Origin of the sequence: Brevundimonas sp. (assembly GCF_003248455.1) — a bacterium.
In the GTDB taxonomy this organism is placed as follows: domain Bacteria; phylum Pseudomonadota; class Alphaproteobacteria; order Caulobacterales; family Caulobacteraceae; genus Brevundimonas.
In genome coordinates, this window is the sequence record NZ_QFNM01000003.1 from 1 (window position 1) to 12,776 (window position 12,776).

General features: G+C 66.7%; 13 protein-coding genes. All 13 read right to left on the bottom strand.

Annotation, left to right across the window (positions count from 1 at the left end; genetic code table 11):
* The coding region (locus DI624_RS01225; protein ID WP_291535549.1) for a hypothetical protein at positions 1-2,331 on the bottom strand (2,331 nt) is incomplete at its 3' end.
* Complete coding sequence (locus tag DI624_RS01230; RefSeq protein WP_291535550.1) at positions 2,331-2,624, bottom strand: hypothetical protein; 294 nt, start codon at positions 2,622-2,624, stop codon at positions 2,331-2,333. The genes DI624_RS01230 and DI624_RS01225, both read right to left, overlap by 1 nt.
* A 98-nt stretch (positions 2,625-2,722) precedes the next feature.
* Positions 2,723-3,364 carry a hypothetical protein gene (locus DI624_RS01235; RefSeq protein ID WP_291535551.1) on the bottom strand — a complete coding sequence of 214 codons (642 nt, stop codon included), beginning with the start codon at positions 3,362-3,364 and terminating at the stop codon, positions 2,723-2,725.
* Positions 3,365-3,377: 13 nt separating this feature from the next.
* A complete protein-coding gene (locus DI624_RS01240; RefSeq protein WP_291535552.1) occupies positions 3,378-4,052 on the bottom strand; it encodes a hypothetical protein in 675 nt (224 codons plus the stop codon).
* Positions 4,049-6,754: a phage tail length tape measure family protein gene (locus tag DI624_RS01245; protein ID WP_291535553.1), complete on the bottom strand. Its 2,706-nt coding sequence runs from the start codon at positions 6,752-6,754 to the stop codon at positions 4,049-4,051. The genes DI624_RS01240 and DI624_RS01245 overlap by 4 nt, the downstream gene beginning before the upstream one ends.
* Positions 6,751-6,903 carry a hypothetical protein gene (locus DI624_RS01250; protein WP_230307519.1) on the bottom strand — a complete coding sequence of 51 codons (153 nt, stop codon included), beginning with the start codon at positions 6,901-6,903 and terminating at the stop codon, positions 6,751-6,753. The genes DI624_RS01245 and DI624_RS01250 overlap by 4 nt, the downstream gene beginning before the upstream one ends.
* Positions 6,904-6,911: 8 nt before the next feature.
* Positions 6,912-7,412 carry a hypothetical protein gene (locus DI624_RS01255; RefSeq protein ID WP_291535554.1) on the bottom strand — a complete coding sequence of 167 codons (501 nt, stop codon included), beginning with the start codon at positions 7,410-7,412 and terminating at the stop codon, positions 6,912-6,914.
* Positions 7,412-8,734 carry a phage tail tube protein gene (locus tag DI624_RS01260; RefSeq protein WP_291535555.1) on the bottom strand — a complete coding sequence of 441 codons (1,323 nt, stop codon included), beginning with the start codon at positions 8,732-8,734 and terminating at the stop codon, positions 7,412-7,414. Before DI624_RS01260 ends, DI624_RS01255 begins: the two co-directional genes overlap by 1 nt.
* Positions 8,735-8,764: 30 nt before the next feature.
* Entirely contained in the window at positions 8,765-9,196 is a 432-nt protein-coding gene (locus DI624_RS01265) for a hypothetical protein (protein WP_291535556.1), read from the bottom strand.
* Position 9,197: 1 nt separating this feature from the next.
* Positions 9,198-9,887 carry a DUF6441 family protein gene (locus DI624_RS01270; protein WP_291535557.1) on the bottom strand — a complete coding sequence of 230 codons (690 nt, stop codon included), beginning with the start codon at positions 9,885-9,887 and terminating at the stop codon, positions 9,198-9,200.
* A complete protein-coding gene (locus tag DI624_RS01275) occupies positions 9,887-10,234 on the bottom strand; it encodes a hypothetical protein (RefSeq protein WP_291535558.1) in 348 nt (115 codons plus the stop codon). The genes DI624_RS01270 and DI624_RS01275 overlap by 1 nt, the downstream gene beginning before the upstream one ends.
* The gene (locus DI624_RS01280) at positions 10,231-10,572 is read right to left on the bottom strand and encodes a DUF2190 family protein (protein WP_291535559.1); all 342 of its coding nucleotides are present in this window, start codon (positions 10,570-10,572) and stop codon (positions 10,231-10,233) included. Before DI624_RS01280 ends, DI624_RS01275 begins: the two co-directional genes overlap by 4 nt.
* 93 nt (positions 10,573-10,665) lie before the next feature.
* The gene (locus DI624_RS01285; RefSeq protein WP_291535560.1) at positions 10,666-12,765 is read right to left on the bottom strand and encodes an HK97 family phage prohead protease; all 2,100 of its coding nucleotides are present in this window, start codon (positions 12,763-12,765) and stop codon (positions 10,666-10,668) included.
* Between the last annotated feature and the right edge of the window lie 11 nt (positions 12,766-12,776).

The following is a 12,776-nucleotide window of genomic DNA, read 5'->3' on the forward strand; positions in this document are numbered from 1 at the left end:
GGAGGTCCCGCCCGTGGTGACGGAGAAGAGGTCAGCCGGGTTCGTGACGTTTTCGCGCGCGACAAGGTTCTGACGGCCCATCGCGTTGAGCGCCGCGACCGCTTCCAACTTCTGCGAGGTCGAGACGGCCGCTGCGGTCTCGGCCGCCGTCTTGAAGCCGCCAGCCTGCGAGGCGGACGTGGCGCTGGCGCCGGAGGCGGCCACGGAGTCCTGCTTGGCCGAAATGGCGTCCGCCTTCGCCAGGATCGCGTCCGCTCTCGCAGAAACCGCGCCGTCCTTGGCGATGATCGCATCCGCCTTGGCCTGGATCACCGCCGCCTTGTCAGCCGCGACCTGGGCCGCATTGGCCGCCGAACTGGCCGTGTCGCCGTAGACGGTTTCAAGGTCCGCCACCGCCGCCGCGTTCGCCGCGCTGACCTGCTCGACGCCTTGAAGGCGGTCGGTGATCTCCGTCACCGCGATCCGAACCGGGCTCTCGGGGGACAGGTCGCCGGCGATGATGGTGGACGTCGAAACGGTGATCCAGTTGGACGGCAGGACCGGCCGCGAGGGATCGCCGATCGGAACCAGACGGCACTCCAGCGCCTGATCGGGGCCGACGCCGTTGGTCACATTCGCCTGACCTCTGGCGGCATCATCGATGCGGGTCGGCGCGGCGTCAGTTTCGCCGACGCGGCGAACTTCGGCGCGGATCGCCGTCATCGCCGTATCGGCCGTCGTGACATCCCAGCTGAAACGGACCGCTGGAAGCGTGGACGTGTCGCCCGCTAGCGTGATCGCTTCCGCCTGGACGCCGAACAGCTGCAGGGCGTCGATCGGCGTAGGCGCCGGCGGCGGCAGGGTGCGATCCTCGACCGGGTCCGGCACGCCGTAGACGGACGATGCGATCTCTTCCAGCACAAGGCTGTTCTGCCATTCGGCGTTCAGCGAGAAGCTGACGATGCGGTAGCGAACGGTTGCGCCACCATGACGCCGATCGCTCTTCCAGGCGATCCAGTCGCCCTCTTCCAGCCCTGCAAAACGAGGCGGCAGCGTCACCGTCGCCCGTCGCTCTAGCGCGGCCTTGCGCAGGGCGATCGCACCATTGCCGTTGGCCTGTGACGCCCGGATCACCAGCGCCAGCGCCAGGGTCATCTCGCGCGGCCCGCCGTCGCCGATCGGCGCAGGCGCCATGCGCGACAGATCGCGGATCACGGGCGCCGCGTGATCGAGCCAGCCTTGCGTCGGTTCGACATAGCGCGGGACGATGGTGTTGATCCGTCCGCCGTCGGAATCCGGCAGGAAGGGCGTCGCGCCGATCGGTTTGCCGATGACCAGATCGCCATCGGTGATCGTGACAACCGCCGCCTTGGCCTGGCCCGGCTCGATCTCGACGCCGCCTTCGCGCTGCACGATCACGCCGGCCATCGCGGCGGCGAACAGTTCCTCGACTTCGATAAAGGCCTGGTTGGCCGCGATTACGCCGTCGGCCGTGTAGCGGATTTCGCCATCGACGGCTTCATCACAAAGGTTCGCCGCCGCGATGATCCGCGCGGGCGGCGCTTCCTCCGCCGACAAACCGCGCCCGATCAACAGGTGCTGCGGCTCGCCCTGATGGCCCGTCGCATAGATTCCGCGCGTGTAGGCGTAGCGCAGCAGGGCGGCGTTGCGGCTGAAGGTGTGCGTGGAAGTGTCCGCCCAGGTCTGGGGATCGGGTCCGGTATAGCCCAGCGCCGGATCGCGGCGAGGATCATAGACGCGCAGACCCCGGACAACGAACTTCAGGCGCGGATGCCCTTGGGTCCAGACCGCCTCGTCAAACCGCGTATCCACGACCACATGGGCGACGCCGGCCAGCACGTCGTTCGCGGTCCACCCGCCGTTCTGCTGCACATGCAGCGGCGGCACGTTGCCGCCTGCAAACCCGTTCTTGAACTCGATGCTCAGCTTGCCGTTGAAGCCCGGCTGAACGCCGTTGTTAGTCCAGTTGTAGAAGACGTCATCCACGTAGTAGCCGACGATCCCATCCAGCAGATGATCCGCCAGAGCGATCACGCGTGTGACCGTGTCGGTCCCGTATTTTCCGCCGAAGTTGAACGCGTCCAGCAGCGAGCCGCCGGTGCAGGCCATGCCAAGGATCGCCTCGCGCGGCACCTCGCCGAGCGACAGCTGGGTAACGCTGGCCTGACGTTCCTGGACCGACTGTTTGGACAGCCCCAGCGCCTTGGCGGCCTTGCTCAGGGCCACCGTCGCGGCGACCTGAAGCACCGTCTTGACGACGAACGCGGTCACCGCCTTGACGGTGATCGTTTTAGCCACCCAAGCGGCGGCGACGGCAACGACTTGAGGCATTACTCGGCACTCCAGGCGATCGCCAGTTCTTCACGCGGCAGCCGGCGCCAGCCGATTTCAGCTGGTCCGACTAGGGTCTCGCCTTCGATCAGGACCAGGGCGCCGTCACGCGTCAGACCGGCGTCGCCGCGCTGGGCCGCCGGCAGATCCACGCGGGTCATGACCGTGTCGACGGCGGCGGCCAGACCGCCATAGCGACGGATGACCCGAAGCGCGCCGCGCCGCGTGCTCCATTCGCTGGCGAAGCGATCCAGAGGGGCCTTTCCCGTCTGCGCCTTAATGCCGTCGCTCATGGCACGCGCGCAGTCGTGCGTGCTGGGCGTTTTTTCGTAACCGAACCGCCAGTCTTCCCGGCTTTCCAGAAACGCGATCAAGGCGGCGGCGTCGCGGCTCATCGGGCGACCATGGCGGCGGCGGCGATGAGCAGATTGCCGCGTGGGAAGGTCCCGCCCATCGCCGATCCGGCCGTCTGTGGCGGCTTGCCGCCCCAGTAGATGGCTTTCTCGCCAGCATAGGCGACGCGCCGCATGCCGCCGTCGTTCGGATTGATCAGGCGCTGATCGGCATCCGTCCGCATCCGTTCAGAACGACGGCCCAAGCCCCGCGCAGCACCCTCGACCACAAGCGTCAGACTGGCCGTGCCGCCCGGCGTCTCGCTGATCTGGACCTGATCGACCCGCCCGCGCAGATAGACGGCGGCGTGAAGCAGGCGCGAACCCGACCCGTCAAACACAAGGCGGCGGATGACGACCGGCGCACCGCGCAGCTGACGCAGGTCGGACTCCGGCAGCAGAGCGGATTCGACGCCGTCCAACGTGATCTGCGCCGGCGACTCCGCGCCGCCCAGTGATCCCGCCGAAACGGAGACTAGGCCGCGACTGCCGACGCCCTGATAGGCCTCGCCGTCGATCACCAGGGCGCCGTGACCGCCCCAAAGGCGGATGGGATCGGCCGTGCTGATCTGCACGGCTCCGGACACGATGACGTCGCCGCTGGCCAGGGCGGCCAGCGCCTCTGCGCTGAACGATTTCATGGGAGTGTCCTTGTTAGGGGAGCAGGACCTGGATCGCGGCGATTGTGCCGCCGATCCGAAGGGTCCGGGTCTTCTCGCCCAGTTTCGTCTCTTCCGAGATCTGCTTCATGACGCAGGTCGGTTCTTTCATGTCCGCGACCGCCGTGCCCGGCGTCAGCGTCGGCAACGGCGGCTCGACAATCACCGTCACCACGCCAGAGCCGTTGGCGATCGCGGGCCTGACGGCGCGGCACAACGCACGACGCTGGACCCCGCCCGTCACCCAGCGCCACATGATCAGGTCGCCGACGCTGACGACGAAGCCCGGCGGGAAGCCGTTGAGCGTCGGCTCATCTCGATCGGCGTTGACCGACCAGCTGGATGCCGAGCCATCGAAAGCGCCACCGCCCGCCCGCGTCAGTCCGGCGAACCCGGCGGGGGCCGATAGCGGATAACGCCGCCCCTGGTCATAACCCAGGAAGGTCCGCTGTTGGCCGCGCAGCACCGCCACGAACGCCCGCCATTCTTCCGAAGTCGCCCGGCTGATCGACTGGCCAAGCGTCCAGCGCGCCCGCCACAGAGGGAAGCCCAGCGTGACCCCGCCAACGGCGCCGTCCGTCGTCGGCGAGATCGCGTCCACCCGTTCGGGTTCGAAATACTCGCTCGCCACGCCCTGGGGCATGGCGATGGGAAAGACCAGACTGCTCACGAGGCGATCTGCCGGCGCGCGATGGCGTCGTTGACCGTCGCGATCGTGCGGCCTTCGAACTCGGCCCGGTCCTGGGCGAGCAGGCCTTCCAACCGTTCGGTGTCCACACCGCTGATCGTGTGAGACGGCGCATAGACCGCCTTGATCACAAGCGGCTGCGCGGTCCCTGTGGTCGCCCGTCGAACCATATCCATCGACCTCGCGCTTTCGATGACCCGCGACCCGCGCGGCAGATCGAGCAGTTCCGGACCTCGCTCGCCCACCCAGGTCGGCCCTCCGGTCCAGAAGTCCGTGCCCTCGGCGTTGCGCCCAAACAGGAAGTCCACGCCTTTTGAGATCCAGCTGCTGACGCCCTTTCCAGACCCGCCGCTGAAGTCGAAATCCAGGAAGCCGTCGATCAACTTGTTCAGCAGCCGATCCGCCGCGTTATCGAACTGGTTGGCTAGGGCGTCCCGGATGCCGCCGCTGCGTAGGTCGGCGATCATGCCCTTGATCCCATCGCGGAACGCCCCGGTCGTTTGAGCGCGCATCAGCTGGCCATATTCGGCAGCGGCCTGCTCTCGACCTTCCCCAGAATTTAGCGGGTTCAGAGGATTCTTCTCAATCTCTTCAGCTCGGCTCGCAATCCAACTCTCGCGATTCAAATCCCGCATCGCACCACGGTCGCCCGAGGCCTGAGCCAAGACGGCTTTCCATTCCCGTTCGCGAGCCTTCGCGCTGCGCTCAAGCGCTTGAGCCCGCGCCTCGTCGTAGTCTTTGATTTCTGACTCTACCAGGTTGCGCGCAGTCGCTGTGTCTAGGCCCTTCTTTTCGTAAGCCAGGATGCGGGCGGCGATATCCAGCGCCCGCTCCCGCGATTGGACAAACCGATCCTCACCGGCCAGACGCATGATCTCGATATCGCGCTGCTGACCCATGTCCCGAATCTCTCGGGTTTGTTGGTCAGCGCGGGCGTCGATCAAACGCTGTTGCTCCTCAAGCGCTTTCGTCCGCGCCGCCTCGGCGGCCGTGCCATCGTCGATCAACTGGCGTTCACGCATGCGAGCGGCGTTCGCATCCTCGATCCGCTGAACTTCCGGATAGTCCTGACGGGCGCGCGCCACCTCCAGGTCAAGGGTGCTGACGCGGTCTTCCTCGCGGCGGCTCCGTTGAAGCGCTTCCTTTCGCTCCCGCTCAGCCTCGCGAGCCTCGCGTGCGGCGGCGGCACGGGCTGACCGTGCGGCCGCCGCCCCCTTTTTCTCGCGAGCCTCCCGAGCGACACGATCTCGCTCGGCCTGCTGGTTTGCGGCCGCTTCCGAGGCCACACCGGCGTCCAGCATCTCGCGGATGCCCTTTTGGCGCTCTTCGACCCACAGCTGGCTTTCAAAGCGGCGCCGCGCCATTGGCGTCGCCGCCGCGCCAACTAGGGTTCGAAGATTTTGGATGCGCTCATCCTGCGTCGTGTGCAGGAACTCGTCCAGCATATCGATCGCATTGGAGATGGATCGCCCGATGTCGTTCCAGACGTCCGTGATCTCCCGAGCGCGGTCAGCATGGCCGGACACCGCGCTTGTCAGTTCGTTCATCAACATGATCTGAGCGCCGCGCAGGTTTCCCTGCTCAATCATGTTGTCGATATCGCGCAGTTGCGCTTGGTCGAGCAGCCCGAACTGCTCGGTCATGGCATGCGCGGCCTTCTTCGGGTCCTCCATGGCCTTTGCCAGGTTTTTTGTCGCTTGCTCAGCATCGACGCCGGTGAACGACGCATAATCTCGCGTCATCGAGATCAGGCCACCCAAAACCTCCTTACCTACCGCGCCGGTCGCCAAGTATTCCGTGGCCATTTCGCGGGCCGCCTTGCGCGAAATCTCACCGTTGTCAGCAGCGGCGACGCTCAGGTCTCTCAGCTGGCCAGCGGTTAGTCCCGCAGTCCGGCCGATGCCCGTGGCGGCGCTTTCGTACTCGGCCGCAGCCTGTTCGCCTTTGACCCAAGCTGCCCCCAAAAGGATGACGCCAGCTGCTGCGACCGAAAGCCCAGCGCCGATGGCGATCATTGAAGCGCTCGCCTTGAACCCGCTGGTCGCCAGGGCGTCCAGAATCTGCGGCCCCTGCTGAATCGCGATCATGGCGGGGTTCATGCCCATGGCGGCGGTCACGAACACGTCGGAGGCCTGACGGGTAAGGTTCAGTCGAGACGCCAACGCCAATCGGGTCAGGCCTTTTTCGTTGCGGGCGATGGCCGCTGTCGTCTCGTCGAACCGGACCCGCGCCTGACCCTGCAACTGCGCCAGTTCGCCGGTCGTGATCTTCCCGGCGTTGGCGAGGGTCTGATATTCCTTGAGTTCATGGTTCAGCTTGTTCTGGGCGGCCGTCAGGGGGTCGATCGACGCCCGCAGCGCTTCGACCCTGCGCAGGTCGGTGTCGTCCTGCATGAACACGCTGGCGGAGGCTGCCGCCGAGCCACGGGCGTCCCGGTTCAGGCCCGGCGCGTAGCCGGCGTTGACGGCGAACTGGGATCGCTGCGCCTGCGCCGAATCCTGCGCCGCCTGCGCCATGGCGCGATACTTCTTCTCCAGCCGATCGGCCGCTGCCGTCGCCTGCGCCGCGCCCTGTTCGGCGGCGGCGTAGGTTTCCTTGAAGCCCTGCGCCACCTCCTGCTGGTCGCGTCGCAGTTCGGTCTTACCCTCAGCCTTCAGGCGATAGGCGATCTGGCGCGTCGTCATTCGTCACTCTCCTTGCGCAAGCCCTTCAGCACCGCGCCCTCGATCTCAGGAAGGCAGGCTGACAACAGGTCGGCCGTGGCCGCATCCATCGGAGTCAATCCGGCAAAGGCGATCCAGGCCGGATAATCCAGCCCGATCACCCCGTTCATGCCGACCCTCAGTTGGCCGGCGCAGCTTTCGACGATCGACCAGACCTTTTGGCCGGCCGCGCTGCGCGGCTCGTTTTCGCGATAGGGGCATTCGGCGCAGTCGCCGCAGGCGTCGCAAAAGGCGGGACCTCCGTCGAAGTGCCAGTCGGCGAGCGCCCCGATCCTTTTTTTTCGGCGGCGGCGTCCACGATCGACTGGACGTAGGTTCGGTCCAGCTTGTCATAGACATCGGGACGCTGACGCAGCAGGGCGACGATATTGTCGGCCGTAAGATCCGCGACCCCGTCCCCGTCTGCGGCGCCGACGCCCTCCCATTCCACAAGACCCCAGATGACGCAGCCGGTGACGAAGGCGAACTCCGGATCGCTCCGATCGTCCTGCTCCATCACCATGCGCAGGTGGCGCCGAGCCGATACGATGGCTTCCGACGGGCCGTGGCGGAACAGCCCCCGGATGCCGGGGGCCAGGTCGATCCATTTCGGCGGGATCGACGCCGCGATCTGGAACATCAGGCGGCCGCCGGGACGACGTATTCGGCGACGTCGTTGTCCAGAACGAAGGTGACCAGGCGGCCGGTCGCGGGGTCCTGCGCGCCCTGCCAGTTGTAGTCGGCCTGGATGGCGCCCGGCCCCGTGATCGGACGTTTGGCCTTCGGCAGATAGACGGCGTGCGCGATGTGGCGCAGCGCAAAGGTCGAGCCGGGGATAGCCCAGCTGAACGCCAGTTCGCAGGCCTCTCCGTTCTCGGCCTGGGTCTGCATGTCCGTTGAATCGTAGCGGATGCCGACCGAGCCGGTCACGCCAGCCATGCCTTCATCCACCCCGCCGATCCGGCCGTCGCCGCGCCCAACCGTCGGCACCGGGTCCGCGCCGTTCGAATAGTTGAACTGACCGCTGACCAGGGACGGCCCGAACGGCATGCCGTTGCGACGGGCCGTGCCCGAGAAGGCCGAGAACTTGCGCATCACCAAGACGGTCGGATCGGCCTTGATCGTCTCCGCCGCCACCGGCGTCTCGCCTTGGGCGATGGCGCCGATGGTGGCGTTCAAGTTGCCGCTGCGCTGAAGCGGCACCCCGTAGGTGTTGGCCTTCAGTCCGTAGTTTTGCGTGAAGCTCGGCACTTCAGGCATGCCGACCTCGGCCGTCGCGGAAGGCGTCGTCAGGGACGTGGCGTCCACCTTCCAGGTGTGGCGATAGCCGCCCGTCGCGGCGCCGCCCGTCAGGGTCGCGCCGGACGCCGTCACGGCCGCAGAACTGGCGGCCAGGGCGAAGCTGTTACCGACGACGCCGACAGCATCGTGCAGCACATAGATTTTCCGAGCGGCGTCATCCCCCCAGTAGGAAGCCGCAGCGACGCCGGGAACCGCACTGGCGTTCAGCGCCCGCACGGCGTTCGCAATGGTCGCCTTCAACGTCGGCCCGATCTTGATCTGGTTCGCGCCGGCCGCGCCCGTGGTGAAGGTGAACACCTGACCGCCGACGGTGATCGTCCCGTTATTCGCGGGCTGGGCCGAGAAGGTCAGGTCGCCCGTCGCCGCGACACCCGCCGCAGTGGATGGCGCGCCGAACAGCAGGGTGTACCAAAGACCGATGTTGCGGGCGCACAGCGGCACGACGACGTCACCGGCGTTGTTGACCGCATCGCGGCCGGGTTTCTGCGGCATGCGGCCGAAGCCCAGAACGTCGCTTTCGACCAGACCCTGTTCGTCGCCGATATTGGCGCTGACGAACGGAACTTGGAACCAGGACAGAACGGACAGCAGCGCCCCATAGGACGCCTCCATGCCCAACAGGAAGCGCGCATTGGCGCCGCGAGCGCGACCACCAGCCATATCAGTTCTCCATGAAAAGGGGTCGCTGGGTCAGCCCAGGCGACGGGTTGTGGTGTACTCAGCCGTCAAGGTCAGGATCGCCGCCCTGACCGGCCCAGCCGAAGCAGAGGCGATGTCGTCCGGCGACGGAGCGTCGATCTCGGACCACATGCAAAGGCCGCCAAGACTGATGTCTTGGGTGTGGGTCTCGGACAGGGCGGTCAGCATCGCGTCCAGCGCCGCGAAGCGGTCCACGGCCCCCTCTGGGGCGAAAACCTCGATCGGGATGGTGTGCCGGTAAGTGAAGGCGTGGGGAGAGAAACATTCCTCCGGTTCGCCGGGCTCGCCGTCCTGAACGATTACCTTTCCGCCGCTGCCGACGCGCTCCGGCCATGGCGCGCCGCGCTCAGGCTTGGAGGCTGGCAGGGCCGCTACAGCCATGGCGACCACGGCCTGCACCACCATTTCGCCGTGACGGGCCATCCTACCTCCAGTGCTTGTTCAGCAGATTGGGGAAGCGCGCCTCCGACGCCGCGCGGATCGCGTCGAGATCCAGCAGCTTCTTCTTCTTCACCATCGGCACGAGGGTGAACATGATGACGAACTGGCGCGTGGTCTCGCGATAGGACCTATGGTCCTTATTCAGCTGGTTGGGCGTGGCATTGCGCCACCGACCGCTGGACTTGCGGATCACCAGGCCGTCGAAGCCCGCGTAAGCTACGCCGCGCTTCATGGCGGTCGTGGTGGTCTTCGTGCGCCAGTGACCGGGATTGATCACTACCATCTTCCGACCGAACCTGGCCTCGACCTCTCGGGGATCGAGAGCGCGGCCGTTGCGCTTCTTCGGCACTTCGTCCGTGGGAATCCACAAATAGCGGCCGCCGTTCGCAGGCCGGATGGTGGCCCCCAGCCCGTAGCTTTCGATAATGCCCGGCGCCTTGGTCCAGATCAGCGCCGCCGCGTCCAGACTGGTCTGGGCGCGGGGATAGACCTCATTTCGGATGGTCAGGGCCAACTTCTGGCCCAGACCGGCGTCCAATATCGCGTCGCGCCAATCTTCCTTCAGTTCCTCCGCACCATCCTTGATGGCGGCGGTCATGAAACCGGCGATCTCGTCTTCCAGGCCGCGCTCAAGCCCATCCAGACTGTCGCGGCCGCCGACGGAATGCCGCATCAGACCGTCAGCAGCTGCACGACGCAGCGCCACTCCAAGCCTTCGGGCTCCAGCCTCGGATCGGACAGGACGCGGTAGGAGAACAAGGCTCCGCTCGGGCGTGTCACCTCGACCAGATCACCTTGTCCAGGGTCGGTAGGTCTCTGCTCATCCGACGCGCGCCAGAACAGCACCTCGGAACGCATCAGAATTTCGCTCTGGCCAAGCCCGGCGACGTCATCTTGGGTCTGATAACGGACCACGGGCGTGGTGACCGGACCCGCAGCTGCCGGCGTCCAGAGGGCTTGCAGCCCATAGACCCGGTAGATGGCGTCCAGCATCCGCGCCTCGCGGTCCGCCATCGTCATTGGACGGTCGGGATCAGCTTGACCAGGGACACGGCGTCCCCCGAGGCCTTGCCCAGCGGTCCGCTGTGACCGCACTTCGTGTTGCTGGTCGCCGTGGTGGTGAACACCTTGGCGGTGTCATCCCAATACACGGTGACCAGGGCGCCCCAGGCCTGGCCGGTGGCGGCGGCGACGTTCCAGACGCCGGTCGTCTTGGCGGCGAAAACGGCGCCTTCGGGGGCCGACACCTGCGGCACCACGACCTGAGTGCCGATCTTGACCGGCTTGCCCGAGACGACGCCGCCCGCCGGGGCGATGCAGTCCAGGGTGTCGCCGTGCTGTTCGTAGTTCTTGGACATGATGATGATCCTTCAGAACGCCGCTGGCCGGGCGACGAAAAGGGACGGGGCCGCATCCGTGGACGCGGCCCCGTCAGGCCGGGAGGGATGGGATCAGTTACCCGCGTTGCGGTAACCGAAGCGGAAGTCCTGGGCGCCACAGCCGAAGTCATGCTCCAGCGAGATCTTGACGCCCTGCTGACCGAACACGTTCTCGACCCGCAGACGCGGAGCGGTGAATCCGTCCAGCAGGCCCCAGGTCCAGTTCGCCCCGAACGCCTGGTCGGCGTACAGTTCCCAGCTGTTGCCCGTCAGCTGACCCGCCACGACGGTCCGCAGCTTGCCTTCAAACGGGTTGTACTCACCGTTGGGGCGGGCGGCGACCGCCTTGTCGGCCTCGGTTTCCTTGTCAGGCGACACCAGCAGGATCGAGGGCGGCGTACCCATGACCGCGCCTGCCGGCGTCTTCTGCTTGCGGATCGCCGCGCGACCGGCGGACAGTGCGGCTTCGGTGATCGCCGTGCCCGTTCCGGCCTTGTTGTTGTGGTCAGCGTGGAAGACGGATTTGCCGTCTTCCAGCAGGTTCGGACCATCGCCCGAGTTGACGGCCTTCATGGCGAAGAAGGTCAACTCTTCGAACAGGGCGATCATATTGCCCTGGCTGGCCAGCACGCGGTCGATGGCGCCGATGTGGTCGTTGATCATCAGCTGACGCGACAGACCGAACTGGATGCCATAGGCGCCGACCGCAACGCGCTCGCGACCCTCGCCGAAGGTGCCGAACTTGATCTCGCCGGCTTCATTGACCGGCTTCAAGGTCGGGAAGTCTCCCGGACGCAGCACTTCGTGCGGACGGAAGTCCACGAAGGTCATTTGCTGTGCGATGCTGCGATAGATGGGCTGGGCGACCCGGTACTGTTCAGCCAAGCGCTGGTTGAGAGCGCCGGAAAGCAGGATCGGGAAGTCCGACGTGGTGTGGAACGCCCGCTCATACAGTTCGATACGCTCGGCCGTCGATCGGGGCGCGGTACGCTCGCCCAAGCAGACCATGGCAAGGTCCGACAGATTATGCCGCGCATACGGCTGGGCCTCGGCCGGCAGTTCGGCCTGACCGCCGTTCCCGGTGCGCAGGCCGTGCAGGATGGCGGCGCGAATGCCGCTACGCTGCGTGTCGACTTCGTCGGTCACGATCGAGGCGCGCGACCCGCCGGTCGGCAGGTTATGGGTATTGGCGGCCTGACGCGCGGCGGCGGCCTCAAGGATGGCGCGCGAGACCGACCCATAGTCCGCGCCCGTCGCTTCAAAGGCGGCGCGAACATTGCTCTCGACGCCCAGGCTGCGGGCCTGGTCCTGAAGCTGGAGCATTTCGGCAGGCGACAGGCTGCGGGCGGCCTCGGGGGCGGCCTGCGCGGCGGGAGCGACCGGGGCTGCGGGCGCCGGCGGGGTGGGAGCCGCCCGAGTTTCCGGCGGCGCCGGAGGCGTGGGTGCAGCAGGGGCGGCGGGCGCACCGCCACCCTGATCGGTGTTGGGTTGGAACAGGGCGCGCGCTGCGCCGAAGGCGGCCAGCATGCCGCCCGCCATAAGGGATCGTCTCATGTCATCCTCGGAAGGTTGGGGAGCGGCGGAACCGCTGGGATTGCCGGGGTTTAGGGACCGAACCCCGGCGTTCGGATCGGCTGGCACGGAGACGAGGGAGGCTTCCAGAAGCTCCCATTCCGTGGCCCGCCAGATTTCGTGGTCGTTCTCAAGGACCTCGACCAGCTTCCAGTTGCGAACCTGGTAGCCAATGGAGATCCCGGTCAGTTCGCTGCGCTGGACCATGCCCGCGAACTCGCGGCCGCGCGGCGTATCGGCGAACCGGATGACGGCGCACAAGGCGGCGCCTTCCATCCAAATCCGCTCGACGACGCCGATGACGTCGTTCGAGTTATGGTTGAACAGGAAGCGCACCTGGTTCTGGTTGACGCGGGCGAGGTCGATCGCCCCGGCGCCCATGTCCAGTTCCTCGGACCACCACAGCCGCTTAACCCGCGCGCCGGTTGCCAAGACGGCCTCGACCGTGCGGGTTTCGGCGTTGTAGCTGCCGCCCGTGAAGGCAACGTAGCGGCTTTGCTGGGCGGCTGGCGCGCCACCGCGACGTTCCTGGATCGGTACGGGTTCGTCGCGGACAAGGGTGCGCGGCCCGCCGACGCGGGATGCGAGAACATTGTGCATGTCGGGTTCCT

Excerpts from the sequence above, each read along its gene's own strand:
- DI624_RS01230 (WP_291535550.1), bottom strand. The coding sequence starts at position 2,624 with ATGAGCGACGGCATTAAGGCGCAGACGGGAAAGGCCCCTCTGGATCGC.
- DI624_RS01235 (WP_291535551.1), bottom strand. The coding sequence starts at position 3,364 with ATGAAATCGTTCAGCGCAGAGGCGCTGGCCGCCCTGGCCAGCGGCGAC.
- DI624_RS01245 (WP_291535553.1), bottom strand. The coding sequence starts at position 6,754 with ATGACGACGCGCCAGATCGCCTATCGCCTGAAGGCTGAGGGTAAGACC.
- DI624_RS01250 (WP_230307519.1), bottom strand. The coding sequence starts at position 6,903 with ATGAACGGGGTGATCGGGCTGGATTATCCGGCCTGGATCGCCTTTGCC.
- DI624_RS01255 (WP_291535554.1), bottom strand. The coding sequence starts at position 7,412 with ATGTTCCAGATCGCGGCGTCGATCCCGCCGAAATGGATCGACCTGGCC.
- DI624_RS01260 (WP_291535555.1), bottom strand. The coding sequence starts at position 8,734 with ATGGCTGGTGGTCGCGCTCGCGGCGCCAATGCGCGCTTCCTGTTGGGC.
- DI624_RS01265 (WP_291535556.1), bottom strand. The coding sequence starts at position 9,196 with ATGGCCCGTCACGGCGAAATGGTGGTGCAGGCCGTGGTCGCCATGGCT.
- DI624_RS01270 (WP_291535557.1), bottom strand. The coding sequence starts at position 9,887 with ATGCGGCATTCCGTCGGCGGCCGCGACAGTCTGGATGGGCTTGAGCGC.
- DI624_RS01275 (WP_291535558.1), bottom strand. The coding sequence starts at position 10,234 with ATGACGATGGCGGACCGCGAGGCGCGGATGCTGGACGCCATCTACCGG.
- DI624_RS01280 (WP_291535559.1), bottom strand. The coding sequence starts at position 10,572 with ATGTCCAAGAACTACGAACAGCACGGCGACACCCTGGACTGCATCGCC.
- DI624_RS01285 (WP_291535560.1), bottom strand. The coding sequence starts at position 12,765 with ATGCACAATGTTCTCGCATCCCGCGTCGGCGGGCCGCGCACCCTTGTC.